This window comes from Streptococcus hongkongensis (assembly GCF_053206145.1).
Genome location: NZ_JBRUGD010000003.1, coordinates 52,042 through 77,555, shown reverse-complemented (window position 1 = coordinate 77,555; position 25,514 = coordinate 52,042). Strand labels below are relative to the sequence as shown.

Genomic DNA, 25,514 nt, shown 5'->3' with positions numbered 1-25,514 from the left:
ATCATTTATATCACTTTGAGAGTGGTTCATAAATCAGTAGTTTCGCAGAAATTTGATTTTGTCGTCTCACCTCCGCAAAGTTAAGTAAGGCTATAACAGTTGATTTTCAACGTATTAGAGCCCACTCAACCACTGTGTTTACATACATAAATCTTTATAAAAACTAAAGCCTGAGAATATTTATCCCAGGCTATTTTTCATGGCAGATTGATGGTTCATAATCAAAGAGGTTGAGGCTATATTCTTGGCCAATTTTGTGAGATTCATATTCATAAAAAGGAAGTCCAACTCTGTTTGGACAGCCTCTTTCGGATAACAAAAGAAAAAACAAACTATAAAAAGTTTGTCTTTTTGTATTAAGTAGGATAATAGCGCAGTAATTTCATCAATTGAAAAAGCCTAAAAACTAATCCAGATTGGCGTCTGGTTCAAATCAACTTGAGAGTCAGTCACGTGAATTTCCTGATTTGTTATTTGGTTTATGTAGACTCCATCTTCTAATGGAACCGATATTTTTCCTGTTTTACCTTTAAATGAAAATACCCCAACTGTTTCGATCTTCTCTGAGAAATAAGCAAGTACGATGGAATCCATCTGATCTGAAGCTTGGATTTCATAATTTGCATCTAAAGAAATAGACTTCTTCAACTGTGCCAATTTAGTTATATAGTCTGAAATATTATATTCATTATTCCAGTTAATAACACCTGTTTCAAATAGACTTGGAGACACTTGATCACAAACTTCTTGACCGTTGTATAGCAAAGTTGTCCCTTTTTGGAAAAATTCAAATGTAGTCCATTGCACTAATTGTTCATGGTCTGGTACTAAGGACGCAATTCGCTTAGTATCATGGTTTTCAAGATTACGGAGTTTAATATAATTTGCCGGGAAAATTAATTCTTGTTGACTTAGCGCTTCAGCGTAACGGCTTAATGAAATATTACCGGCCAAATAACCATCAAAAAAGCCTCTCATATCATAGTCATAAGTTATATCAAAGGCCTGATAAACTTCAGCATCACAGTGGGCAATTAATTTACGATTTCTTAATTCTCTTAAAAATCCAAAATCAATTGATTCAGACAACCAAATCTGATCAGGATTAATTTGCGAGACAGCCTGACGTGCTTTCTTCCAAAATGCCAATGGAACCAAAGGGGCCACGTCACATCGGAATCCGTCAACACCTTTTTTGGCCCACATGGTTAAAGTTTCAATTTGGTAGTTCCAGAGGTCTAAATTACTATAATCTAAATCAATAATATCTGTCCAATCACCTACTCTATTGCCGAAGGTACCATTCTCTTTTTTATAGAACCATTCTGGGTGTTCTTTGACTAATAATGAATCTGGCGAAGTATGATTAAAAACAATATCAATCATCACTTTCATGCCACGATTGTGTATCTCTGAAATAAGATGTTCGAAATCTGCCATAGTCCCCAATTCATTGTTAATGGAACGGTAGTCACTTATAGCATATGGTGAGCCTGCATTACCCTTTCTTTTGAGTTGACCAATTGGATAAATTGGTAAAAACCAAATAATATCTGTACCAAGCTTCTTGATGCGATCTAATTCTTTTTCAACTGTCGCAAATGTTCCTTCCCTTGAAAAATGACGCGTGTAAATACAGTAAATAAGATTATTTCTTAACTTCTTGTTTGTTTCAAATGCCATGATAGTCTCCAATCTTTTCTACTTGTATTATACAATAAAAGCAGCTATCAACGCAATCGTTTGCACAATTATATTAACCTTCTTCTATTTCTATCATTGATATAAAAACAAGGCTATGAGTTGCGACCGCTATATTTGTAGTCAATCCGAAGCGAATTATCACCTTAATAAAAAAAGAGCTAAGAAAAGAGGAAAAACTCAATTTTTGAGTCTTTCCTCTTTTTATTTAGTAATTGCTAGTCATTGAAAGGCTACTTTTTCAGTGGCTTTGGTTATGAGATAGTCTTGTTTTTTACTTTTTTTGATAATTTTGATAACTTAAATTTGCCCATTCTTTTGAGTAGAAATAATTATCAATATCATATGTTGGATTAGAGTGTGGGCTTTCTAGAAATGGTTTCACCTCTTTATCAAATGCTAACCATCCTAACCATCCTAAATGAATAGTATCACTCATAAAGTAAGGCTTTCCGCCATCTTGGCTTAAATCAGTAATATGATTAAAGCCTTGTGAACGTAATTGAAATTTCATTTTCTGAACGGCATCTTGATACTTTTGTAAATCTAATCCAGTATAAGCAGCCCATTCTTTATTCACTGGTGTGATAACAAACATAACATCTACATTATGTTTAGCAAATTGAGAGAGAACCAATTCAAGATCAGTATATTCTGGAGAAACGATATAAGATTCCTTCGATTGAAAACCTTTTAATCGTTTTAAATTTGAAGCGATACGTCCATTATAAAAAGAATTATTTATTCTAAACGCATTATTTGAAGTCGCTACCTTACCGCGTTGCACTGCCAAATTAGTTAAATCAGTATATGAAAACTGTTTTGGCAATCCTTTTAAACGCGGATAAATTCTTTGCGAATAGATATCTGAACCTGATAATTGACTAAATGCCACTTCTGCTTTTTGTGAAAAGAAAGCAAAGCTCTTTAAATAATTCAATTTAATAGAACTAATCTGCTGGCCGTGACTAATCTTCTTTAAATAACTAGAATAAACGACACTTGGATTAAGTAATAATAAGCGTTGAGCCGCAACTTGCGCTTCCTTATCCTTTGGATTTGCTTGAAGAATAAAATTAATCACTTGAGAATTAGACAAATACTTTTGTACAGCCTGACCGTTTGTTCCCCGAGCAGTAAACCATTGAGGAGAAATGACAAAGACAGCTTTCTTATTCTCCATATAAGATGTCATTTGCTGAAAACCAAAATAATGAGTCAAGCTTTGAGTTCCACGTTTTCCTACCAAATAAGGAATATAAGAGCGATTGTATTTTTCTGCTAAAACAGATGGATGCATACTATCCATTCGACTCCACTCACTAGAACCAAAGAAAGGCACAAAATGTTTTGATTTATCAGTAAAGGCTTGAGACTTTATTTGACCATTTTTAATAGAATTATCAGTTAAAGAAACAGCATTTTCTCTCTCCTGTTTAAAGGAATGAGCTAAATGTGACGGAAAACTTAATAGCGTTAAGATAACTAATAAAAATGCTAAAATTACTGGCCCCAAAAGATGCCAAAACCTTTTAAGCATGCTGTAATTCCTCAACACCTTCCACTATTTTGTTAACAGTATTCCAGTCGTCACGACCAAACTCAGAAATTGGCACTTTTATATTAAAAATGTTTTCAAGTTCTACGATCAATTCTACAGTTCCTAGACTATCTAATACACCAGCATCAAACAAATCTTCATCTAGGATATCTGATACGTCTTCCATAAATAGACGGTCAAATAAGTCAATAACGGTTTCTAATGTGTTCATTTTGTATACCTCATTTTATTTTTGAATAGTTGGGAACCATAAATCATTAAGAAATCCAGAGAATATTAATAGCGAAATCATAACAATATGGAAAGTAAAGACAATTGAGAAAACATGGAAAAGTTTACTCTCAAATAAAGGTTTAAGTCCACGTTTTTTACGGTTTCGATTGATTTCTTTTTTCTTTCTGAGCCAAATGTCAGTAAGAATAAGTCCAATACCATGAAACAGTCCGTAAGCGATGTAGTACCAAGTGATTCCATGCCAGAAGCCCATAATCAACATATTGACTAAATAAGCTACATTTGATGTCATATTACGATTTTTAAAAGTTTTCTTTTTGAAGAAATGGTGAACCAATCTCATAAAGACAAAGTCTCTAAACCAAAATGATAGAGACATGTGCCAACGATTCCAAAACTCTTTTAAATTTGGAGAAAGGAAAGGTTTGTTAAAATTCTCAGGAGTTCTAATCCCCATTATATAAGAAATACCAATCGCAAACATTGAATAGCCAGCAAAGTCAAAAAAGAGATTTAAGCCATAGCCATACATCACGTAAAGAGTTGAAAGACTAAATACCGTACCAACTTTTAATGCTTGTACTTGGACAAGTGGCAATAAGATATTTCCTAAGACATGAGAGATGATAAATTTATATAAGAAGCCAAGCATAATGTAATTTATTGCTTTCTCCAACATTTTAAAATAATCATCTTGGTTAGGAATGGTAAGATAATCTTCATTAAACCTTCTATAACGGTCAATTGGACCACTTGAAAAGGTCGGTAGGAAAATGATAAAACGTAAGAAGGACAAGAAAGTAAAGTCTTTTAAAGTACCATCTCTCATTTCAATAATCATTCCAACTGATTTAAAGGTCAAATAAGAAATACCAAGAAAGGCAAAGAGTGATTGATGTTCATCAAATGCTAGTATCGGAACTATTTTCACACATAATAATGGAAAAATAACAAGGAAGGAAGCTAAATAAAATATAAAAGTATTATTATGTTCTTTTCGATAGGCTTTATAGGTAAAAACACAAATACTTTGCCATATTATATAAAGTATAAATGCAAATAATTGATGGTAGTGATTTTCACCAAACATAAAGGCAATAAAGAGAACGGATATTATAAATTCATAAATGGGAAATCTCTTACCTTTAAAAATTCCAATAATTATCGGAATAAGTAATAGCAATAAAAAGATAAAATACTGTGGATTAGCATAAGGTTCAAGATAAGGTATGGATTCTAAGAATCTAATCATTGTTTATTGACCTCAGCAATCAAACCTTTAATATCAATCTTACCATTTGGTGTCAAAGGAAGCTCTGATCTAAAGATAAATTTTGACGGCATCATGTATGGCATCATGTGATTCGATACAGATTCCTTAATGACTTTAGTTATTTCGCGATCATTAAAAAATTGCTCTGCAACACCATCTTTTAGAATAATGAATGCTAACAAGTTTTGAACCTTATGTTGTTGATTATATCTAGGAACAGCTACTGCTGCCTCAACAAACGGCGACTGATTCAATTGTTGTGATACATCTTCTAATTCAATTCGGTAACCGCTATATTTAATTTGGAAATCCAATCGACCACCATATAATAAGATATTATCCTCTGTCAATTGACCTAAATCACCAGTATGGTAGGCTTGTTGACCATTGAACGTGAAGAAAGCTTCTTTTGTTTTTTCTGGGTTATTCAAATATCCCTTAGAAACTGCAGGACCTGCTACAATAATTTCTCCTTGTTGTCCAGCTTCCAAAATGGTTAAGTTTTCATCCACAATGTAAGTTGGCGAATCATCTTTTGGATAACCAATTGGTAATCTTGTAAGTGTTTCTGTCATTTCTTTTGTAATTTGAATAGCAGATAAGGCAACAGTTGCTTCAGTTGGTCCATAGGCATTGATAATCTGTGCATTTGGAAAACGTTCAAATAATTTTTTAGCAGTCGCAACTGTCAATTCTTCCCCATCAAAATAGAAATGAGTTAGTTTGTTCAATTTTTCTTGACAAAAATCATCACTCAGCATAGCCATATCAACAAATGATGGCGTTGAAGTCCAGATTTCAATTGGTAAATTAGTAATTGTTTTAAAAAGTAACTTATAATCGCCAACAATTTCTTTTGGTAAAGCATATAAAGTGCCACCTAGTGCTAAAGCTGGAGCCCAATACATAACTGATAAGTCAAAAGAATACGGAGCTTGTGCTAACATTTGTGGTTTCTTAGTGATATTAAAGGATTTATCTTCAATCATCCAATTGGTATAGCTTAATAAATTATTATGCGAAATTTGTACACCTTTTGGCTTACCAGTTGTTCCTGAGGTGAATATAATGTAGTAATTATCGTCACCTTCCACACAATGATCCAAACTATAAGTCACTTTTTGGCTCTTAACGTGATTAATCTGAGTGATATCTATAATAGAACAAGAGTCAACATTGAATGGAAAGGCTTCAATTGCAATGATAAGACTTGGCTTAGCAACTTGGATAATATCATTTATCCTCTCATTAGCTGAGTGGACATCAACTGGAATATAAGCATGTCCTGATTTTGTCAAGCCTACAAATGTAGCTAACATATCATATGATTGTGCACCAAAAACAAGGACAGGTGATTTTTCTGCTAAATTTAAACTGTCAATATACGCAGCAATACTATCTGAATGCTCTTTTAATTCCTTATAGGTATTTTTTTCTCCTAAGCAGTCATAGACAAAGCTGTCGCCAGAGACAGATGCAAAATGTTCCACTTGTTCAATAATATTTGTTATCATCTAACTCTCCTAAAATTCATTGTAAATAAAACTTCCTTGCCCATGCCCTGCATAAGCAAAAAAATATACCAATAACATAAAAATCATATAAAAAAGAAGAACTTTCCCAAAAAAGTATAAGTAATCTTTCTTCTTTCCACTTCCTTTGTCCATTTTTTACCTCATTTATTCGTCTCAACACACTAGAAAAATTTTACCTTAAATATGTCATTAGAGCAAGTTAAATCTTATTTTATTAAATAATAAATTATTATAATGAATTGCAAAAATTATTTAATCTAGTGGAAAGTTCTCCCATCTTTTCCTATAGTTTTACATTCTATTTCTTAAAAAATACTTAATAGTTGACCTAATTAACAAAAATATAGTCACCCTAAATTAAATTACCATGTATTAATCCATCGTTTTCAATTCAATAACCATATCTCTAATTTGTGCTGCTAGCTCAAAATCAAGCATTTCTGCTGCTTCATGCATTTGTTTTTGCAATTTCTTAATGGCTTCTTTGCGTTCTGATTTCGTCATAACTGAATAGTCAGGACTAGTTTCTTCAACATCTGTACCACTTGATTTACTAATTGCAATCAAATCTCGAATTTCTTTTTTAATAGTTTGCGGGGTAATACCATGCTGCTCATTATAAGCCATTTGTATTTGACGACGACGAGCCGTTTCATCAATTGCTTTACGCATTGATTCAGTCACTTTGTCTGCATACATGATGACATGTCCCTCAGCGTTACGTGCTGCTCGACCAATCGTCTGAATGAGCCCACGTTCATTTCTTAAGAAACCTTCTTTATCCGCATCTAAAATGGCAACTAAACTAACTTCTGGTACATCAATACCTTCTCGCAATAAATTTATACCTATCAAAACGTCAAACACACCGAGACGTAGATCTCTGATAATTTCAGTTCGTTCTAAGGTTTTGATATCACTATGCATGTATTTAACCTTGACACCCATCTCTTTAAGGTAATCTGTTAAATCTTCTGCCATCTTTTTAGTAAGTGTTGTGATAAATGTTCTCTCGCCTTTTTCAGCTCGCGTATTAATCTCACCAAGTAAATCATCCATTTGACCCATTGAAGGACGAATTTCAACTTCGGGGTCAAGCAAGCCTGTCGGACGGATAATTTGTTCAATAATGGTATCCGTTTGTTCCATTTCATAGTCACCAGGAGTTGCTGATACATAAACGATTTGATGGACATGACTTTCAAATTCCTCACGACGAAGAGGCCGATTATCTAAGGCCGATGGCAATCTGAAGCCATAATCTACCAACATCTTCTTACGAGCTTGGTCACCATTGTACATGCCTTTAATTTGCCCCATGGTCATATGACTTTCATCAATCATAATCATAAAATCTTCTGGGAAAAAGTCAAGCAGGGTATAAGGCGGTTCGCCTGCAGAGCGGCCATCCATATGACGGGAATAGTTTTCGACACCATTCGTATAGCCCATTTCGCGCAGCATCTCAATGTCATAGTCAGTTCTTTGCTTTAATCGCTGTGCTTCTAAAAGCTTACCTTCACTCTCGAACAACTTGAGTTGCTCTTCCAGTTCTGCTTGAATTTTAGCAATCGACATTTCCAAATGTTCATCATTAGTCACAAAGTGAGTGGCGGGGAAGAGCACTAGGTGGTCAACTTCGCCAAGTACCTTGCCTGTGAGACTTTCAATCTCTCTGATTCTATCAATTTCGTCACCAAAGAATTCAACCCGGAATGCATGCTCGTCGCGAGAAGCCGGAAAAACTTCAACAACGTCTCCACGAACACGGAAACGCCCTCGTTGGAAATCAATGTCATTGCGTTCAAATTGAATATCAACCAACTGATTGAGTAATTGATCACGTGAAATTTCTTGACCTGGTCTTAAGGAGACGGCTGAATCAGCATACTCTTTAGGAGAACCCAAACCATAAATACACGATACTGAAGCTACGACAATCACATCATTACGTTCCAAAAGTGAAGATGTTGCCGAATGTCGAAGCTTGTCAATTTCATCATTAACAGACGAATCCTTTTCAATATAAGTATCACTTGAAGGCACATAAGCCTCTGGCTGGTAGTAATCATAATAGGAAACAAAATATTCAACAGCATTGTCAGGGAAAAATTCCTTAAATTCACCATATAATTGACCCGCTAAAGTTTTGTTATGAGCAATAACCAGAGTTGGTTTGTTAACTCTATTAATCACTTGGCTCATGGTAAAGGTTTTACCAGTCCCTGTTGCACCAAGTAAAATTTGAGCTTTTTCGCCTCCTTCAATATTATCGACCAATTCTTCAATGGCTTGAGGCTGGTCACCAGAAGGTTGGTATTTTGAAACCAAGTGAAATGGTTTACTTATCTGTTTATCTATCATTTTATTTTCCTCTTTTTATTCCACTATCTTATTGTAACATAGCAGAAAAAAAATGCTATTTAAAAGACGTTTTGCTTGATGTTAGATTTCCTGACATGAATTTTCGAATTTCTTGCTCTTTTCTAAATCTTCTGATATAATAAACCAAGATTTTAAAAGGAGACATGTATGAAGAATAAACTAAAAGTCTTAATGCTTGCAATCTTATCCTCAATTTTCTTATTTGGAGGGATTGCAAGTGCTGAAACAATATCAATCGTTTCTGACACTGCTTATGCACCATTTGAATACAAAGATTCAGATCAAGTATACAAAGGAATCGATGTTGATATCATTAATGAGGTAGCAAAACGTCAAAATTGGGATTTTAAAATGACTTATCCTGGATTTGATGCTGCTGTTAACGCTGTTCAAGCTGGGCAAGCTGACGCTTTGATGGCCGGAACTACCATTACAGAAGAACGTCAAAAGGTCTTTAATTTTTCTGATCCCTACTACGATACTAAAATTGTAATTGCAACCAAAAAAGCAAACCCAATTAGCAAATACAGTCAATTAAAAGGGAAAACAGTTGGAGTTAAAAATGGTACAGCAGCTCAAACATTTTTAAACAAGCACAAAGATAAATACGGCTTTAAAGTTAAAACCTTTGACACTGGTGATTTAATGTATAACAGCTTGTCAGCAGGTTCTGTTCAAGCCGTTATGGATGACCAACCAGTTATCCAATTTGCAATTAATCAAAACCAAGATTTAGCTATCAATATGAAGGGCGAAGCAATTGGTAGTTTTGGATTTTCTGTAAAAAAAGGTAGCAAATATAACTATTTGATTAATGATTTCAACTCAGCATTAAAAGATATGAAGGCTGATGGAACTTATCAAAATATCATATCTAAATGGCTGGGAGATCAAGCTAGTACTCCTGACTTAGCAAGTACAGGCGATGCTAACGCAAAAGCAAAACCTATCAAAGAAACTTATAAAGTTGTTTCCGACTCGTCATTTGCCCCATTTGAATTTCAGAATGATAAAGGTAACTATGTCGGTATCGATATGGAGTTGATTAAAGCAATCGCCAAACAACAAGGATTTAAGTTAGAAATTTCTAACCCTGGATTTGATGCCGCACTAAATGCTGTTCAATCTGGGCAAGCCGATGCTGCCATTGCCGGTATGTCAATTACAGATGCCCGTAAAGAAATATTTGATTTTTCGGACTCATACTATACATCAAATATTTTGCTAGGTGTTAAATCTGGTAGCTCAATAAAAGCTTACAAAGACCTAAAAGGAACCACTGTTGGTGCTAAAAAAGGAACAGCTTCATATGTCTTCCTAGATAAACTAAAAGATAAATACCAATTCAAATTAAAAGCATTTGATGAAGCCTCATCAATGTACGATAGTTTAAATTCAGGTTCCATCAAAGCTTTAATGGATGATGAAGCTATTCTAAAATATTCAATCCAACAAGGTCGAAAATTCGAAACACCTATTAAAGGAGAACCTTCTGGAGAATACGGCTTTGCTGTAAAAAAAGGAACTAATCCTGAATTAATCACAATGTTTAATAATGGTCTGGCTAATTTGAAAAAATCTGGCCAGTACGAGAAAATTATTAATAACTATTTAGTTTCTGAAAAAAATAAAAAATCTGATAGCAAGTCTGCTGATGAATCAACAGTTGCTGGGCTAGTATCAAACAACTATAATCAATTATTTAGTGGATTATGGACAACTTTGAGCCTAACTCTTGTTTCATTTGCCTTTGCGATGCTAATTGGTCTCATTTTCGGAATGATGGCAGTTGCTCCAAGTAAAGGATTACGTATCGCTTCATCAATCTTCGTTGATGTGGTTCGTGGTATTCCGTTGATGATTGTTGCTGCTTTTATTTTCTGGGGTATTCCAAACCTTATTGAAAATATGACGGGACACCAATCACCTATTAATGATTTTCTAGCTGCTACTATTGCATTGTCTTTAAATGGTGGTGCATATATAGCTGAAATTGTCCGTGGTGGGATTGAGGCCGTTCCTCTTGGACAAATGGAAGCTAGTCGAAGTCTAGGTATCCCTTATAAAGTAACTATGCGAAAAGTTATTCTTCCTCAAGCTGTAAAATTAATGTTACCAAACTTTATTAACCAATTTGTTATTTCACTTAAAGATACTACTATCGTCTCAGCAATTGGTTTAGTTGAATTATTCCAAACTGGTAAAATTATTATTGCAAGAAACTATCAATCATTCCGTATGTATGCCATTCTAGCTATCATCTACTTGATAATGATTACTTTCTTGACAAGACTTGCAAAACGTTTGGAAAAGAGGTTTAAATAATGGCAGAATTAAAAATTGATGTACAAGACTTACATAAGTACTTTGGACAAAATGAAGTATTAAAAGGCATTAATGCCCAATTCTATGAAGGAGATGTTGTTTGTATCATTGGACCTTCAGGTTCAGGAAAGTCAACTTTTCTTCGCACTTTAAACTTACTAGAAACAATTACTTCTGGTAAAGTTGTGGTTGATGGTTTTGAATTGTCTGACCCACATACAAATATTGATAAAGCACGTGAAAATATTGGAATGGTATTTCAACATTTCAATCTCTTCCCACACATGACAGTTCTTGAAAATATTATGTTTGCCCCTGTTGAATTAGGAAAAGAAACAAAAGAAGTTGCTAATCAGCATGCTAGAGAATTGCTAAAAAAAGTTGGTTTATCTGATAAAGCTGATGCCTATCCTGGTAGCTTATCTGGCGGACAAAAACAACGTGTAGCCATTGCTCGAAGTTTAGCAATGAATCCCGATATTTTGTTATTTGACGAACCTACTTCTGCACTTGATCCAGAAATGGTCGGTGATGTATTAAATGTTATGCGAGATTTAGCACAACAAGGTATGACCATGTTAATTGTTACGCATGAAATGGGATTTGCAAGACAAGTTGCCAATCGTGTTATCTTTACAGATGGTGGGCAATTCTTAGAAGATGGTCATCCAGAGGACATCTTTGATCATCCTAAACACCCTCGTCTGATTGAATTTTTAGATAAAGTTCTTAATGTATAAGTCAAAAAGATTGGATTTTCCAATCTTTTTTGCTTTTAGTTGTCCAAAGTGAACAAGTTTCTATTTGACAGAGCCTTCTTTTGGTGCTAGAATACAAGTAATTATAAAACGGAGGTATAGGAGCCATGAAAAACTAAAAAACTAAAAGAAGATAACCTTATCAAGTTTTAGTTTTTTAGTGTGCCCCTATAATTACAACTACCTGCATTTAGTAGGGTAGTTTCTTATGTTGCATCTTCTTGACTTTCTACTTGCTAGGGTGGAAAGTTTTTTTCTCTTCTTTTTACATCACTTTTTAACTATAAAAAGGAGATACTATGCTAGAACTAAAAAATGTAACATTAACACATCAAAAAGATTTAAATAAACTGATTAATCAGCTCAGTTTAACAGTAACCGCCGGTGACAAACTTGCCATCATAGGTGAGGAAGGAACTGGAAAATCCAGTCTCTTACAAGCTATCTATCAGCCTGACAAAATCTTATCCTACATAGAAAAAGAGGGTAACATTACTAATCACTTCAAAAGAATGGCCTATTTACCACAAACCCTAGAAAAAAGCATGCTTAATTTAAGTCCATCAGATTTTCTTTATCAAGATTTGGATTTTGATCTTTTTGACTTCAACCAATTCTACCAACTTGCTAATCACCTTCATTTCAAGACTGAATTACTCGAAACTCCTCAGTTAAAGTTGACTGACTTATCAGGTGGTGAACGCTTAAAATTACAACTACTCAAACTCTTAGCAATCCATCCTGACCTACTCTTACTAGATGAACCATCAGCAGACTTAGATTTAGAGTCTTTAGAATGGCTAACGCGTTTTATCAAAGAAAGTTCGATAACCATTATTTTTATTTCCCATGACCAAGCACTTCTTGAAGCTTGCGCAAGCTCCATTCTCCACCTAGAATTAGTCAAAAAACGGACAGTAGCGACACATCATATCTCAAGAAGCAATTATGCCGACTATGTTACTAATAGACAAGCAGCATATGATAAACAGAGGAAATTGGCAACTAAGGAAAAAGAAGAATATAAAAAGAAAGAAGCTCGTTTTAAACGCGTGCATGATAGTGTGCAGCACCAACTTGAAAAGACAAAAGATTCCACGGCCGGACGCTTATTAGCTAAAAAAATGAAAGCTCTTAAATCACAGGAAAGTCGGTTAGCAAAAGATCAGAACCAGTTGACCAAAGCGCCCTTGGAAATAGATAGTCTTAACTTATTCTTCACAGATATTCCTTGCTTGGCCAAGCAGCGAACTATCTTGCACTTGCAGGATGAGCATCTAGCTACTGGTCAAGTTATTTCATTCTTGTTAAAAGGCCAAGATAAAGTTGTCATCACTGGTAAAAACGGAATTGGCAAAACACAATTCCTAAAATTTATGTTAGCAAAAATGCAATTGGATCCGACTCTGTCAATTGGCTATATGCCTCAAAATTACGAAGAAGTGCTAGACAAAAAGCTCACTCCCTTAGAGTTTTTAGGGGATTATCCAACTGAAACAGTCAAATCGCTTTTAGCAAGTCTTCAATTTACTAGAGAAGAAATCACACACGATTTAGAGCAATTATCTGGTGGGCAGCGTGCTAAACTGTTCTTGGCCAAAATGGTTTTAGAAAAGAATAATGTATTGATTCTTGATGAGCCGACAAGACACTTATCACCTACCAGTCAACCTTTAGTTCGTCAATTATTTATGGATTATCCTGGGGCGGTTATCTCTGTTTCTCATGATCACTACTTTATCAAGGAAACAGGGTTTTCAATTTTAGAATTGACTGACCAAGAATTATTAACTTGCCCTATTGACAGATAGTCTGGTCTGTGTTTGAATAAAAGCATGAAAACTTTACGTTATTTCACCCCGACCGAATGGTTTTTGTGGTTATTTTCAATCTGTGCAATTATTGCTACTGCTTTTTACTTCGGAGATCAAGAACCCTTAGCACTGATTGCTTCTCTCATCGGTGCAACATCACTGATATTTTCTGCAAAAGGTAATCCTATTGGACAAGGATTAATCATCATTTTTTCTGTCATCTATGCTTATCTAGCTTTCCATAACCATTATTATGGTGAATTAATTACTTATTGTTTTTTGACAATTCCGATGGCTTTATTTTCACTCTTATCTTGGTTAAGTCACCCTTTTCAAGAACAAAAAACACAGGTATTAATCAATTATCTCAAGTTTAAAGATATTTACCTTCTGATTGTCTCAACAATTGCTATCACCTGTATTTTCTACTATTTCCTTTCACTTTTTCACACCCCGTTTTTAGCCATTTCCACCCTTTCAATTTCGACAGCTTTTGCTGGTACCTTTCTTTCTTACAAAAGAAGTCCAATGTTTGCCTTAGCCTATCTCATGAATGATATTATCTTAATGACATTATGGCTTATGGAAGCTCAAACCAAGGTCAGTCACTATGCTATTGTCATTTGCTTTGCGATTTTTCTAATAAATGATATCTATACCGTTTATAACTGGCGAAAAATTTACCACTCTCAAGTGATCGCAATCAAAACTGCAGAAAATCTTTTTAACATTTAACTCAATACCAAAAAAATAAACAAAAGTATCTTATTACTTTTGTTTATTTTTTTGCTAATTTTTCCCGTTCCAGACGAAGTTGTCTATTGGGATTTAATTGGTTGAAAAGTTCTTCTAATTTCTCAGTATTCCAGACATCTGCTGCTGAAACGAAATTGCCATCCTTATCTTTAAAAGATATGGGTTTATCTCCCATAAGAAAACTCCTTTCCTTACTACCTATTGATTAATCAACAAATTCAAATTCATAATTACCGATACGAACGATGTCACCATCCTTAGCACCGCGTTCACGAAGAGCCTCATCAACTCCCATGCCACGCAATTGTCTTGCAAATTTCATGATTGATTCGTCACGTTCCATGTTTGTCATAACGAACAGGCGTTCAAGTTTATCACCTGATAATACCCAAGCAGCATCATCGTCACGACTAATATCAAATGCTTTTTCTTCACCAGCAAAGCCATAGTATACTTCTTCTTCATCTTGGAAATCTGATTCATCGTACAATAAGAACTCATCTGTTTTGGACAAGAGCTCAGCTGTCGCTTCTAAGAGATTTTCAAGACCTTGGTGCGCCAAAGTTGAAATTGGGAAGATCATTGGTTGTTCTTCAAATTCATCATACTCTGCAGCTAACTTCTCTTTGAAATCTTTTAAGTTGTCTTTAGCCTCAGGCATATCCATCTTATTTGCCACAATAATTTGTGGACGTTCCATCAAACGAAGGTTATAGGTTTCTAATTCATTATTAATTGATTTGTAGTCATCGTAAGGATCACGACCTTCAGAAGCTGACATGTCAATAACATGAAGAATAACACGTGTCCGTTCAATATGGCGTAGGAACTGTGTTCCTAATCCAACACCTTGGCTAGCACCTTCAATCAGTCCAGGTAAGTCAGCCATGGCAAAACTATCTCCGGATTTTGTTCTCACCATGCCTATATTGGGAACAATAGTTGTAAAGTGGTAAGCTCCAATTTTAGGTTTAGCAGCCGATACCACACTTAATAATGTGGATTTGCCAACAGAAGGAAAACCAACTAACCCAACATCAGCTAAAATTTTCAACTCAAGTTCTAACTCTCGTTCTTCACCTGGTTCGCCATTTTCAGCAATTTCTGGTGCTGGATTACGTGGTGTTGCAAAACGAATGTTACCACGGCCACCACGGCCACCTTGGGCAATAGTAAACTCTTGACCATGTTCCACTAAGTCGACAATAACTTTGCCCGTTTCAGCATCTTTAACCGTAGTTCCTTGAGGAACCTGAACGATTAAATCCTCAGCTCCTCGACCATGCATTCCTTTGGTCATTCCTTTTTCACCAGCTTTGGCACGGAATTTGCGGTTATAACGGAAATCCATTAAGGTTCTTAACCCTTCATCGACTTTAAAGGTGACAGATCCACCTTTACCACCATCACCGCCCCAAGGGCCACCATTTGGTACATATTTTTCACGCCTAAAGGCTACCATTCCATCACCACCACGACCAGCATGAACACTAATCTTAGCAGTATCTAAAAACATACTCATTATAATTCTCTAACTTTCTTTTCTGTTAAAAAAACGCCATACGGCGTTCTAACCTAAAAATACTGACAAGGCACCCATAATCAAGCCACCAACAGTTACTAAAACCATTAAGATGACAACAAACATTGTTATTTTTTCAAAACCTGTTTTCTTACGAGGTCCATTTTCTCCAAAAGCCACAATTACTACCTCTTCTATCGATATTTTCTCTATATATCTTAACATGAATGGTATCAATTAGCAAATCAGAAGACAAAGTTAAATAAGATTGTCATCCTTAAATCAAACCTAGAGTTTTTGAGTATTACGTGCATTTATGCTATATTAGAATAATAAACTATAACTAATCATAAGGAGACCCAAATGGTTTTACCTAATTTTCAAACTAACTTAGAGAAATACGCCAATTTGTTAATTAAAAAAGGTGTCAATGTTCAAAAAGGTCATACCCTTTTAATAGCAATTGCTGTTGAACATCATGAATTTGCGCGTATGTTAACCAAAAAAGCATATGAAGCTGGCGCAGTTGAAGTACTTGTTGACTATATCGATGATGCCATCACACGTGAAAAATTAATTCATGCAGACTACGAACGCTTGATTAATGTTCCAAATTTTGTTGTTGAAAAATCTGATTATTTACTTGGTAAAAATACAAGTCGTTTGTTTGTCCGTTCATCAGATCCAAATGCCTTTGCTGGTGTTGATTCTGAACGATTATCAGCTTCAACTAAGGCAACCGCTATTGCCTTAGAAAGACAACGAGCTGCATCACAGGCCAATAAATTTAGCTGGAATTTAGTTGCCGCTTCAAGTCCTGAATGGGCAAAAATGGTCTTCCCTGATTTAGCTACCGAAGAAGAGCAAGTTGATGCACTTTGGGATGCTATCTTCAAAATGAACCGTATCTATGAAGAAGATCCAATTAAAGCATGGGACTTACATCAAGAAAAATTAGTAGAAAAAGCAACAATCCTTAATGATTTCCAATTTGATGCCTTACATTATATGGCACCAGGTACCGATTTAACATTAGGAATGCCAGAAAACCATCTTTGGGAAGCTGCTGGCAGTGTTAATGCACAGGGTGAAGAATTCATTGCTAATATGCCAACTGAGGAAGTTTTCTCAGCTCCTGACTATCGTCGTGCAGATGGCTATGTCTCATCAACTAAACCATTGTCATATGCCGGTGTCGTTATTGAAGATATGACGTTCACTTTCAAAGATGGCCAAATTGTGGATGTGACTGCCAAAAAAGGGGAAGAAACAATCAAACGCTTGGTTGAAGAAAACGAAGGCGCACGTGCACTCGGTGAGGTTGCCCTAGTTCCTCATAAAACGCCTATTTCATTATCGGGCCTAACATTCTTTAATACCTTATTTGATGAAAATGCTTCTAACCACTTGGCCATTGGCGCAGCCTATGCCTTCAGTCTTAAAGGTGGAACAGAAATGTCTAACGATGAATTAAAAGCTGCTGGATTGAATCGTTCAACAGCCCACGTTGACTTCATGATTGGTTCAGAAAAAATGGATATCGATGGTATCACTAAAGATGGGCAAATTATTCCAATCTTCCGTGGTGGAGAATGGGCAATATAAAATTCTTAAAAAGTCAGTTAATAACTGGCTTTTTTTGTTGGCTCAGCATATAATAGACCTATGTACTATCATATCTTAGAAACATTAAAACCCACAACATTCAAAGAATGTTTCACAGCTAATTATCCTTTTGTTGCCATTCTAAAGCCTGAAGAATGGCAAACCCTCCAACATGATTTGCATATGGGGATTGATATCGATTTTAATATCCTCTCCGCCAATTCTACAAAGGCTGAAGTCAATTTGGATTCTTTGACAGGAACTTTCAAAATTCCATTTCGCGATGATCTTTTAGGCAAAGCTATGGACTTTTCATTTGCTCTGGATGAACGAGGTATTATTTTTATTGATCGTCATGAGCATGTGAAACAATTGCTCAAAAAAATCCAAAAAACTAAACGGTGGAAGCAGCCAAGTTTAGAACGCTTTATCTATGATTTTTTAGAATATATCATTAAAGATGATGTAGAACTTTTAGACGCATTCGATCGTGAATTGGATGACATTGAAGAGGCTATTTTGGATAATAGTGATGTGAACTATGATCATCGGTTAAATCAATTGCGTAAACAGTTTATTAAATTGAATCAGCACTATTTGCAATTGATTGACTTGGCTCAAGAATTCAATGAAAATGAAAATAATTTTTTCAAAGACGAAAACCTTCGCTTCTTTCACTTATTTGCTTCACGGGTCGCGCGTTTACAAACAACAGTTCAAACTCTGAGAGAAACTATTATTCAAATTAGAGATCTAGCGCAGTCACGACTTGAAATGAAACAAAACAAGATTATGGCAATTTTGACGATTGTGACGACTTCATGTATGCCTTTAACCATATTAGTTGGCTGGTACGGCATGAACTTTAAGTATATGCCTGAATTATCGAGCAAATGGGGCTACCCAGCTGTTATACTGATTGCAATCACAATTTTAATTTCAACATTGTCGTTTTTCAAATATAAAAAATGGTTATAAAAATAGAAGCTGGGAATATTTCTAGCTTCTTTACTATCTCTCAAATAAGCTCTCAACTTCTTCTGCTGTTAAGCGTCTGAACTCTCCTAATGCTAATGAATCATCTAAAACAAGGGCCCCCATGGCCAGACGCTCTAAATCAGTCACTTCCTTACCACAAGCTTTGACCATTCGTTTTACTTGATGAAATTTACCTTCTTTCAAAGTAATTTTAACCTTGCAACTTTGCTCCTGCTCATTTTTTTCAAGAATTTCTAAAGTGGCAGGTAAACAATGATGGTCAGACAATTGCATTCCATTTTCAAAAGCATGTTGATCCGCTACTGTCATTACTCCTTTAACCTGAGCTAGATAAACTTTATCAACATGTTTTTTTGGAGACAACAATTGATGTGCTAAGTCTCCATTGTTGGTTAAGAGTAACAACCCATGCGTATCCTTATCCAAACGCCCAACAGGAAAAACATTCTTTTGTCTTGCCCTATCATCTAATAAATCGACTACCGTCTGGTGAAGATTATCTTCGGTAGCAGAAACAACACCTGATGGTTTATTAAGCATGTAATAGAGAAACTCTTCATAGATAAGCTCCTGCCCTTGATAAACTATTTTATCCTTGTCAGAATCAATCTGAGCCTTAGCAGAGCTTTCAACCTTACCATTGACTAAAATTTCCTTTTTCTTAAGTAATTGTTTAACCTGACTACGACTACCAATACCAGCATCAACTAAAAATTTATCTAATCTCATCTTATACCCTATTTTGCATATGTTTTATAAAGCCAATTAAGCATATCTCTTAATTCAGTTTCTGGTAACTCCTGATTATGAAACAATTTAAAGCCTCTTTTACTATAATTTAGCCTTGGATAAATGGTTTTAAAACGTTCAACAGCTTCAGGTCCAATATAGATGTTCAAGTGTTGCCCATAATCCTGAAAATGGATTAGGTAAGTTCCTTGCCAATAAGAAGGCATGGACCAAGCTATCCCTTCCCTAACTGTTTCAGGTAAGTTTTCACTAATAAGACTACGTACAACCTCAAGTCTTTCATGATGATTCACTGGGCGATTACTGATGTAATCACTTACTCCTTGACTATTTGCTTTCATAACCGTCTCCCTTTTTATTTAGTATATCATAATCCACCAGAAAGAGATGACTAGATGACTAGCTTATACTATAATATAAAAAGGAGGTAATCCCATGACTATTTATTCAAAATCTTATGAAACAAAACCTGAACATTCAGCAAAAACTGTTGGTTCAGGTAGTTTAGATGTCCTTTCCACTCCGTCTTTAGCCGCCTTTATGGAAAATACTGCTTATCAATTTGTCCAAGCAAGTATTGCTAACAACTATTCTACGGTTGGAACCGAACTGTCTATACAACATCTGGCCCCCTCTAAAATCGGCCAAACCATCACAATTATCATCACAGCACTCAAAGAAGAAGGTCGCCGTTATGACTTTCGCATCGAAGCTTTCGCAGGTAAAAAATTAATTGCCAAAGCAGGTCACACACGAGTTCGCGTTGAGGTTCAAAAATTCTTGGAAAAACTATGAGAGTGAGACAAACACCCATGAGGACTTTATCCTCACCCACAAAATAATGCAAACTAATCATAACCACCCGTCAAACGGGTGGTTTGGTCCAGGGCTATAAGCCCAAATAACTAGCCAGCGCCTAAAGACGCTGGCTTTCACTTTGTTCAAGCCTTATTGCTTTTGACTCGTCACCGGCCTCTCAAAGAGGCATTTGTATTACTTGCTATTATCCCTAAAGGGATCCTCATATTCTTTCACACTCAATTTATCTAGTGCTATATCATGTTTTTCTTGTTCTTGAATATATTTTTTTATTGTAGCTTCATTTAATCCAACCGTACTAACATAATAACCTTCTGCCCAAAAGTGTCGATTCCCAAATTAATATTTCAGATTGGAGTGCTTGTCGAACATCATAAGTGCACTCTTACCTTTTAAATAGCCCATAAAACTTGAAACGCTTAACCTTGGTGGAATGCTTACTAACATGTGTACATGATCTGGCATCAGATGTCCTTCTATTATTTCTACACCTTTATAGCGACATAATCTTTGAAAAATTTCTCCTAAACTACCTCTATATTGATTATAGATTATGTTTCGTCTATACTTAGGGGTGAACACAATGTGATAGAACACATCCACTTTGTGTGTGACAAACTATGTGCCTTTTGCGCCATATTTTTTACTCCTCTCGCTTTACAATTGGCTTGAACACCTATATTGTAGTGCGTTTGGAGTTTTTTGGTAGTATAACTTTCGACGCGCACCCGCATAGCGGGTGTTTTTTTTGTTTCGCACCTGCGGAGCGAAACGGACTGAAAGTCACACAAATAAAAAATAGAGTCTGAGAACAGTTGTCCCAGACTCATATATACTTAATTTTCTAAAGCTTGATAAACACTTGCTTTTAAGTTGCCGATTGTCCACATGGCGACAAAGCTGACCAAATATAATGATGCTAAGAAGATCATTACCATTGGAACACCTGATGCATCTAATATTTTACCAATGATTACTGATGAGAAGCCACCAATTGCTCGACCAACATTTAGAATCACATTGTTGGCTGTTGAGCGAATATAGTGAGGATAAAGTCTTGTAATCATGGCACCATAACCTGCAAACATCCCATTTACAAAGAATCCAACAATTGCTCCACCAATAATCATTGTTGGCATTGAGTTAGCAAATTGGAAGAGATAAACGCAGACTGATGAAGCTAATAGAAAGACTGAGTATACCAATCTTGGACCAAACTTATCTAAGATTTGACCAAATGTTAACATCCCTAAACACATGCCTAAGATAGTTGCGACCATCCATAATGAGGAATCTTTAACTGAAATATGAAGACTTGTTTGAATAATAGTTGGTAACCAGTTCATCATGCCGAAGTATCCTGCAATCTGGACTGTTGTCATGACCATTAGAGCAAGTGTTTGAGCTGTTAAAATTGGTGTTTTAAAGAGTTGGCTAATTTTAACCGGTTGACTTGTTTCTTCATTCTGATCAAGTCCGCTGTCAATAATGTTATTATCATCGATAGCTAATTTCATCCAGAGCACGAGTAAGATTGGTGCTAAGCCAAACAAGAACAACCCTCGCCAGCCAAGTGTTGGCGCTAGCCATCCTGCCAACAAAGCTGAGGTAATGGAACCAACTTGTCCAGCAATCCCATTGAGTGATGAAATCCGACCCATTTTCTCAGGAGGGACAATTCCAGCCATGATGGCAATGGCAACCCCATACTCACCACCAACTCCGATACCTGCAATAAAGCGCATGAGGTAGAGATAGTTAATGTTTTTGGTGAAGAAGATAAGTCCTGTTGCAATTGAGAAAACTAAAATCGTCCATTTGAAAACTTTGAACTTGTGGTGACGGTCGGCTAATAGTCCAAAAATAAGGCCTCCAAACAGCATTCCTAGGTTGGTTATAGTTGCAATCCATCCTCCTTGGGCACCCGTAATGCCCAATTCAGTAATAATTGAAGACATCGAGAAGGCTAGGAACATAACGTTTAAGTCATCTGTACCTGAAGCGACAATTGCAGCAATAAGAGCACGCTGGTTATTCTTATCCAAAGATAGTTTTGACATTAAATTCTCCTTTTAATGGTGACTCTCTGTTCACCTTTATTAATTGAATACCCTTTACAAAAAAAGACTCAGGAAAAGTCCTGAGTCAGATTAAGTCCGTCAAAAACTAGAGTATGCCTAAAAAGCCATCTCTTTTTTAAAACTTTCATGTCTCACGGGACATAGTTAAAGCAGTATTTAATTGATATTAGTATAAAATAATAACTGATAGTTGTCAACAACTAACACCAGTTATTATTCTAATTTTTAGTATATATCACTATTTTTCTTCTAAATTGATACCATAAAAATGGAAATTGTAAGATGTCAAAATGGTCTCTATTTACGACTATTTCACTTAAATAATAACACTTTGCTAACTTTCTTTGATATAATGCTAAACAGAGGTGAAAAAAATGAAAAAAATAGCTTTTGATTCTGACAAATATTTACAATTACAAAGAGATCATATCTTAGAACGTATTAATCAATTTAATGGGAAACTTTATATGGAATTTGGTGGCAAGATGCTTGAAGATTATCATGCTGCTCGAGTGCTTCCTGGGTATGAGCCAGATAATAAAATTAAACTCCTAAAAGAACTTAAAGAACAAGTCGAAATCGTCATTGCTATCAATGCTAATAATATTGAACATTCGAAAGCACGTGGTGACTTAGGCATTTCTTATGATCAAGAAGTTTTTCGCCTAATTGATAAATTTAATTCTTTAGACATCTATGTAGGTTCTGTTGTCATTACCCAATATAACAATCAAGCTGCTGCCGATCTTTTTCGTAACCAATTAGAAAAAAATGGAATTGCTTCCTACTTGCATTATCCTATCAAAGGATACCCTACTGATATCAATCATATTATCTCACCAGAAGGAATGGGAAAAAATGATTACATTAAGACAAGTCGTAACTTAATTGTTGTCACTGCACCTGGACCTGGTTCTGGAAAATTAGCAACCTGTATGTCTCAAATGTACCATGACCAAATCAAGGGGATTACATCAGGTTATGCCAAATTCGAAACCTTCCCCGTTTGGAATTTGCCACTTCATCACCCAATTAATCTGGCCTACGAAGCAGCCACTGCCGATCTTGATGACCTCAATATGATCGACCCATTCCATCTAGAAACGTATGGAAAAACAGCTGTTAATTATAACCGTGATATTGAAGTCTTCCCAGTGCTTAACCGAACTTTCGAACGTATTCTAACTAAATCCCCTTATGCATCACCTACTGATATGGGGGTTAATATGGTTGGTTACTCCATTATTGATGAAGCTGTAGCAATCGAAGCTTCGAAGCAAGAAATTGTTCGTCGCTATTATCAGACACTTGTTGATTTCAAAGCCGAACGCGTTTCTGAAACAGCTATCAAAAAAATTGAACTATTAATGAATGATATTGGTGTCACTCCTGAAGACCGTCAAGTCACAATGGTTGCTCGCCAAAAATCTGAACTCACTGGAGCTCCAGCTATTGCATTAGAATTACCAAATGGCCATATTGTAACAGGAAAAACTTCAGAACTATTTGGTCCGACTGCTGCTGTTGTTATCAATGCAATCAAAAGCTTAGCGGCAATTGACAAATCGACACATCTGATTGAACCTGAATATGTTAAGCCTATTCAAAACTTAAAAACGAAGCATCTTGGCAGCCAAAATCCGCGTCTCCATTCAAATGAGATATTAATTGCACTTGCTATCACTGCAATGTCCAATAAGGATGCTAGCTTAGCTATGAAAGAACTCGAAAACCTAAAAGGTAGCGAAGCCCATTCAACAGTAACCTTAACTGAAGAAGATAAAAATGTTCTTCGAAAATTAGGCGTTAATGTTACCTTTGACCCTGTTTATCAACAACATAAACTTTACAGAAAATAAAAAAGAAGTTTCGGCTTCTTTTTTATTATTGTCGCTTAACAATTAATTGTTTCTTTTTATTAAAGAAGCCTTGATAAGCTAGGTAAGACGCTACAAAAGAAGCAATGGAAGTTGTTGATAAGAGCATAAATGTTACCATCATTTGGTATTTTACCGCTTGAATTGGTGATGTACCAGCTAAAATCAAACCCGTCATCATCCCTGGTAGTGAAACAATTCCCAATGTTTTAGCTGAATCAATTGTTGGTACCATACCTGTTTTGATGACATCTCTAATAATATCAATTGACGCAGGTAAGATATCTGCCCCCAGAGCTAACTTAGTTTCTACTTCTTCTTGCTTATTTTGAAAATCAGATAAAAGCTGCTTATAGCACAATCCAATAGCAACCATTGAATTACTGATAATCATACCACCTACAGGAATCATTTGATTCGGGACAAAATGAAGGATACGAGACATCATTAAAACAGATAGGGTTATTACCGCGCCAAGCGAAATGGCAAGAAAGGAAATAGCAAACCCATTTTTGATACCTTTACCCCGTTTCGCAGTATTATAAGCTGCATTGACAATCATAAATAAAAGCAATAAAGCTGTAAAAATAGGATTCTCATAGCCAAAAATATAATCTAAAACAAAACCTACCAAGAGTAATTGAATGACTGCTCTCACAGCACTAAGAATAATTTCCTTTTCTAGCTTCAACTTTTGCCAATAAGAAAAGAATAAGGTAATAAATACTAACAATGAAGCAATGAGTAAAGAAGAAACTGAAATTGATGACGCGCCTGTCATTTCATTACCTCCAAAGATTCTATTTGTCCATTCACAACTGTCATGAGCTTGTTGGCATATTTGCGACTTTGCTCAGCATCATGCGTAATCCATAAGATTGTCACACCCTTATCATGTAATGTCTTAATAACATCTTCAACAATTTCTTTATTAGTTTGATCTAACGCGGAAGTGACTTCATCAAGTAGTAAGATTTCAGGTTGAAACAGTAACTGTCTAATTAATGAAATGCGTTGCTTTTCGCCACCAGATAATTTTGTAATATCACGATTTAAATAAGAATGATCCATTTTAAAAAGATCAAAAAGGCTAGTCACCCGTGCCTGATCTATTTTTTCATGACGAATATCATAAGGAAAAGCAATATTATCTTTTACCTTACTACCAAATAAATGAGGTGTTTGAAAACAATAAGAGATGGCCTGACGAATAGAAATGGGATTACTGTCTTTCAGATTTTTTCCTTTGAAAAGAATCTCCCCCTTGGTTGGACTAATTAAAAAACTAGCTAATTTCAGTAAAGTACTTTTTCCTCCACCGGAAGGTCCAACAATGGAAATAAAATCACCTGCTTCAACTTCAAAACTCACATTATTGATAATCGTTTTGCCATCATCCTCAAAACTAACCTGTTGATAAGCCAATAATGTCATCTCATACACTCCCTTTCCTAAAGAACTTAATTATAATCATTATTATTAGTCTATCATATTTACTACTAAAAAACCGAAAATACGA

At 35.5% G+C, this 25,514-nt stretch carries 23 protein-coding genes and 1 pseudogene; 8 read left to right on the top strand and 16 right to left on the bottom strand.

Going from position 1 to position 25,514, the window contains the following annotated elements; translation table 11 throughout:
* Positions 1–399: 399 nt before the first annotated feature.
* The 7 genes from ACVRZD_RS02650 to uvrB all read right to left on the bottom strand — a co-directional run bounded on the left by ACVRZD_RS02650 (position 400) and on the right by uvrB (position 8,668).
* Complete coding sequence (locus ACVRZD_RS02650) at positions 400–1,683, bottom strand: alpha-amylase family glycosyl hydrolase (RefSeq protein WP_447450240.1); 1,284 nt, start codon at positions 1,681–1,683, stop codon at positions 400–402.
* Between the two features lie 292 nt (positions 1,684–1,975).
* Complete coding sequence (gene dltD / locus ACVRZD_RS02645) at positions 1,976–3,241, bottom strand: D-alanyl-lipoteichoic acid biosynthesis protein DltD (protein WP_447450239.1); 1,266 nt, start codon at positions 3,239–3,241, stop codon at positions 1,976–1,978.
* Positions 3,234–3,473, bottom strand: coding sequence for a D-alanine--poly(phosphoribitol) ligase subunit DltC (gene dltC / locus ACVRZD_RS02640; protein ID WP_037626033.1), 240 nt, complete (start codon positions 3,471–3,473; stop codon positions 3,234–3,236). Before dltC ends, dltD begins: the two co-directional genes overlap by 8 nt.
* Before the next feature lie 15 nt (positions 3,474–3,488).
* Entirely contained in the window at positions 3,489–4,748 is a 1,260-nt protein-coding gene (gene dltB, locus ACVRZD_RS02635) for a D-alanyl-lipoteichoic acid biosynthesis protein DltB (protein ID WP_037626030.1), read from the bottom strand.
* Positions 4,745–6,283 (bottom strand): D-alanine--poly(phosphoribitol) ligase subunit DltA, encoded by a 1,539-nt coding sequence (gene dltA, locus ACVRZD_RS02630; RefSeq protein WP_037626028.1) that lies wholly within the window; start codon positions 6,281–6,283, stop codon positions 4,745–4,747. Before dltA ends, dltB begins: the two co-directional genes overlap by 4 nt.
* A 9-nt stretch (positions 6,284–6,292) precedes the next feature.
* Positions 6,293–6,436, bottom strand: coding sequence for a teichoic acid D-Ala incorporation-associated protein DltX (locus ACVRZD_RS02625; protein WP_037626026.1), 144 nt, complete (start codon positions 6,434–6,436; stop codon positions 6,293–6,295).
* Between the two features lie 240 nt (positions 6,437–6,676).
* A complete protein-coding gene (gene uvrB / locus ACVRZD_RS02620) occupies positions 6,677–8,668 on the bottom strand; it encodes an excinuclease ABC subunit UvrB (RefSeq protein WP_037626024.1) in 1,992 nt (663 codons plus the stop codon).
* Positions 8,669–8,836: 168 nt separating this feature from the next.
* On the opposite strand from uvrB, the gene ACVRZD_RS02615 reads away from it, so the two are divergent.
* The 4 genes from ACVRZD_RS02615 (at position 8,837) to pnuC (ending at position 14,321) form a co-directional block, all read left to right on the top strand.
* Complete coding sequence (locus tag ACVRZD_RS02615) at positions 8,837–11,014, top strand: ABC transporter substrate-binding protein/permease (protein WP_037626022.1); 2,178 nt, start codon at positions 8,837–8,839, stop codon at positions 11,012–11,014.
* Positions 11,014–11,754: an amino acid ABC transporter ATP-binding protein gene (locus ACVRZD_RS02610; RefSeq protein WP_037626020.1), complete on the top strand. Its 741-nt coding sequence runs from the start codon at positions 11,014–11,016 to the stop codon at positions 11,752–11,754. The genes ACVRZD_RS02615 and ACVRZD_RS02610 overlap by 1 nt, the downstream gene beginning before the upstream one ends.
* A gap of 317 nt (positions 11,755–12,071) precedes the next feature.
* Positions 12,072–13,583 (top strand): ATP-binding cassette domain-containing protein, encoded by a 1,512-nt coding sequence (locus ACVRZD_RS02605; protein ID WP_037626018.1) that lies wholly within the window; start codon positions 12,072–12,074, stop codon positions 13,581–13,583.
* 24 nt (positions 13,584–13,607) lie between these two features.
* Positions 13,608–14,321, top strand: coding sequence for a nicotinamide riboside transporter PnuC (gene pnuC, locus ACVRZD_RS02600; RefSeq protein ID WP_037626017.1), 714 nt, complete (start codon positions 13,608–13,610; stop codon positions 14,319–14,321).
* Between the two features lie 43 nt (positions 14,322–14,364).
* On the opposite strand, the gene ACVRZD_RS02595 is transcribed toward pnuC, so the two are convergent.
* From ACVRZD_RS02595 to ACVRZD_RS02585, 3 genes are read right to left on the bottom strand one after another with little or no spacing between them, the layout of a single operon-like run.
* Positions 14,365–14,517 carry a hypothetical protein gene (locus tag ACVRZD_RS02595; protein ID WP_037626016.1) on the bottom strand — a complete coding sequence of 51 codons (153 nt, stop codon included), beginning with the start codon at positions 14,515–14,517 and terminating at the stop codon, positions 14,365–14,367.
* Positions 14,518–14,547: 30 nt separating this feature from the next.
* A complete protein-coding gene (obgE, locus tag ACVRZD_RS02590) occupies positions 14,548–15,864 on the bottom strand; it encodes a GTPase ObgE (protein WP_447450238.1) in 1,317 nt (438 codons plus the stop codon).
* 48 nt (positions 15,865–15,912) lie between these two features.
* Positions 15,913–16,044, bottom strand: coding sequence for a DUF4044 domain-containing protein (locus ACVRZD_RS02585; RefSeq protein WP_447450237.1), 132 nt, complete (start codon positions 16,042–16,044; stop codon positions 15,913–15,915).
* 183 nt (positions 16,045–16,227) lie between these two features.
* Here ACVRZD_RS02585 and ACVRZD_RS02580 point away from each other — a divergent pair, with 183 nt between their 5' ends.
* Both ACVRZD_RS02580 and ACVRZD_RS02575 read left to right on the top strand, forming a co-directional pair.
* Positions 16,228–17,469, top strand: coding sequence for an aminopeptidase (locus ACVRZD_RS02580; protein ID WP_447450236.1), 1,242 nt, complete (start codon positions 16,228–16,230; stop codon positions 17,467–17,469).
* Between the two features lie 60 nt (positions 17,470–17,529).
* Entirely contained in the window at positions 17,530–18,447 is a 918-nt protein-coding gene (locus tag ACVRZD_RS02575; RefSeq protein WP_037626015.1) for a magnesium transporter CorA family protein, read from the top strand.
* A 33-nt stretch (positions 18,448–18,480) separates the two neighbouring features.
* Here ACVRZD_RS02575 and ACVRZD_RS02570 read toward each other — a convergent pair whose 3' ends face one another.
* Both ACVRZD_RS02570 and ACVRZD_RS02565 read right to left on the bottom strand, forming a co-directional pair.
* Positions 18,481–19,197, bottom strand: coding sequence for a pseudouridine synthase (locus ACVRZD_RS02570; RefSeq protein ID WP_037626014.1), 717 nt, complete (start codon positions 19,195–19,197; stop codon positions 18,481–18,483).
* 8 nt (positions 19,198–19,205) lie between these two features.
* Positions 19,206–19,559 (bottom strand): iron chaperone, encoded by a 354-nt coding sequence (locus ACVRZD_RS02565; protein WP_037626012.1) that lies wholly within the window; start codon positions 19,557–19,559, stop codon positions 19,206–19,208.
* A 94-nt stretch (positions 19,560–19,653) separates the two neighbouring features.
* Here ACVRZD_RS02565 and ACVRZD_RS02560 point away from each other — a divergent pair, with 94 nt between their 5' ends.
* Positions 19,654–20,013: a thioesterase family protein gene (locus tag ACVRZD_RS02560; RefSeq protein ID WP_037626010.1), complete on the top strand. Its 360-nt coding sequence runs from the start codon at positions 19,654–19,656 to the stop codon at positions 20,011–20,013.
* A gap of 198 nt (positions 20,014–20,211) precedes the next feature.
* Here ACVRZD_RS02560 and tnpA read toward each other — a convergent pair.
* Together tnpA and ACVRZD_RS02550 are read right to left on the bottom strand one after the other, a co-directional pair.
* A pseudogene (gene tnpA, locus ACVRZD_RS02555) lies at positions 20,212–20,675 on the bottom strand (IS200/IS605 family transposase).
* Between the two features lie 198 nt (positions 20,676–20,873).
* Positions 20,874–22,097, bottom strand: a complete 1,224-nt coding sequence (locus ACVRZD_RS02550; RefSeq protein WP_037627624.1) for an MFS transporter — start codon at positions 22,095–22,097, stop codon at positions 20,874–20,876.
* 395 nt (positions 22,098–22,492) lie between these two features.
* Here ACVRZD_RS02550 and ACVRZD_RS02545 point away from each other — a divergent pair, with 395 nt between their 5' ends.
* A complete protein-coding gene (locus ACVRZD_RS02545; protein WP_037627621.1) occupies positions 22,493–23,977 on the top strand; it encodes a DUF1846 domain-containing protein in 1,485 nt (494 codons plus the stop codon).
* A 25-nt stretch (positions 23,978–24,002) separates the two neighbouring features.
* Here the strand turns inward: ACVRZD_RS02545 and ACVRZD_RS02540 are convergent, their stop codons facing one another.
* Positions 24,003–24,776: an ABC transporter permease gene (locus ACVRZD_RS02540; protein ID WP_037627619.1), complete on the bottom strand. Its 774-nt coding sequence runs from the start codon at positions 24,774–24,776 to the stop codon at positions 24,003–24,005.
* A complete protein-coding gene (locus ACVRZD_RS02535) occupies positions 24,773–25,429 on the bottom strand; it encodes an ABC transporter ATP-binding protein (RefSeq protein ID WP_037627617.1) in 657 nt (218 codons plus the stop codon). The genes ACVRZD_RS02540 and ACVRZD_RS02535 overlap by 4 nt, the downstream gene beginning before the upstream one ends.
* Between the last annotated feature and the right edge of the window lie 85 nt (positions 25,430–25,514).

Excerpts from the sequence above, each read along its gene's own strand:
- uvrB (WP_037626024.1), bottom strand. The coding sequence starts at position 8,668 with ATGATAGATAAACAGATAAGTAAACCATTTCACTTGGTTTCAAAATAC.
- dltA (WP_037626028.1), bottom strand. The coding sequence starts at position 6,283 with ATGATAACAAATATTATTGAACAAGTGGAACATTTTGCATCTGTCTCT.
- ACVRZD_RS02610 (WP_037626020.1), top strand. The coding sequence starts at position 11,014 with ATGGCAGAATTAAAAATTGATGTACAAGACTTACATAAGTACTTTGGA.
- dltC (WP_037626033.1), bottom strand. The coding sequence starts at position 3,473 with ATGAACACATTAGAAACCGTTATTGACTTATTTGACCGTCTATTTATG.
- ACVRZD_RS02535 (WP_037627617.1), bottom strand. The coding sequence starts at position 25,429 with ATGACATTATTGGCTTATCAACAGGTTAGTTTTGAGGATGATGGCAAA.
- ACVRZD_RS02560 (WP_037626010.1), top strand. The coding sequence starts at position 19,654 with ATGACTATTTATTCAAAATCTTATGAAACAAAACCTGAACATTCAGCA.
- dltD (WP_447450239.1), bottom strand. The coding sequence starts at position 3,241 with ATGCTTAAAAGGTTTTGGCATCTTTTGGGGCCAGTAATTTTAGCATTT.
- ACVRZD_RS02625 (WP_037626026.1), bottom strand. The coding sequence starts at position 6,436 with ATGGACAAAGGAAGTGGAAAGAAGAAAGATTACTTATACTTTTTTGGG.
- ACVRZD_RS02550 (WP_037627624.1), bottom strand. The coding sequence starts at position 22,097 with ATGTCAAAACTATCTTTGGATAAGAATAACCAGCGTGCTCTTATTGCT.
- ACVRZD_RS02565 (WP_037626012.1), bottom strand. The coding sequence starts at position 19,559 with ATGAAAGCAAATAGTCAAGGAGTAAGTGATTACATCAGTAATCGCCCA.
- ACVRZD_RS02540 (WP_037627619.1), bottom strand. The coding sequence starts at position 24,776 with ATGACAGGCGCGTCATCAATTTCAGTTTCTTCTTTACTCATTGCTTCA.
- ACVRZD_RS02605 (WP_037626018.1), top strand. The coding sequence starts at position 12,072 with ATGCTAGAACTAAAAAATGTAACATTAACACATCAAAAAGATTTAAAT.
- ACVRZD_RS02580 (WP_447450236.1), top strand. The coding sequence starts at position 16,228 with ATGGTTTTACCTAATTTTCAAACTAACTTAGAGAAATACGCCAATTTG.
- ACVRZD_RS02570 (WP_037626014.1), bottom strand. The coding sequence starts at position 19,197 with ATGAGATTAGATAAATTTTTAGTTGATGCTGGTATTGGTAGTCGTAGT.
- ACVRZD_RS02575 (WP_037626015.1), top strand. The coding sequence starts at position 17,530 with ATGTACTATCATATCTTAGAAACATTAAAACCCACAACATTCAAAGAA.
- ACVRZD_RS02595 (WP_037626016.1), bottom strand. The coding sequence starts at position 14,517 with ATGGGAGATAAACCCATATCTTTTAAAGATAAGGATGGCAATTTCGTT.
- pnuC (WP_037626017.1), top strand. The coding sequence starts at position 13,608 with ATGAAAACTTTACGTTATTTCACCCCGACCGAATGGTTTTTGTGGTTA.
- ACVRZD_RS02650 (WP_447450240.1), bottom strand. The coding sequence starts at position 1,683 with ATGGCATTTGAAACAAACAAGAAGTTAAGAAATAATCTTATTTACTGT.
- ACVRZD_RS02615 (WP_037626022.1), top strand. The coding sequence starts at position 8,837 with ATGAAGAATAAACTAAAAGTCTTAATGCTTGCAATCTTATCCTCAATT.
- ACVRZD_RS02545 (WP_037627621.1), top strand. The coding sequence starts at position 22,493 with ATGAAAAAAATAGCTTTTGATTCTGACAAATATTTACAATTACAAAGA.
- obgE (WP_447450238.1), bottom strand. The coding sequence starts at position 15,864 with ATGAGTATGTTTTTAGATACTGCTAAGATTAGTGTTCATGCTGGTCGT.
- dltB (WP_037626030.1), bottom strand. The coding sequence starts at position 4,748 with ATGATTAGATTCTTAGAATCCATACCTTATCTTGAACCTTATGCTAAT.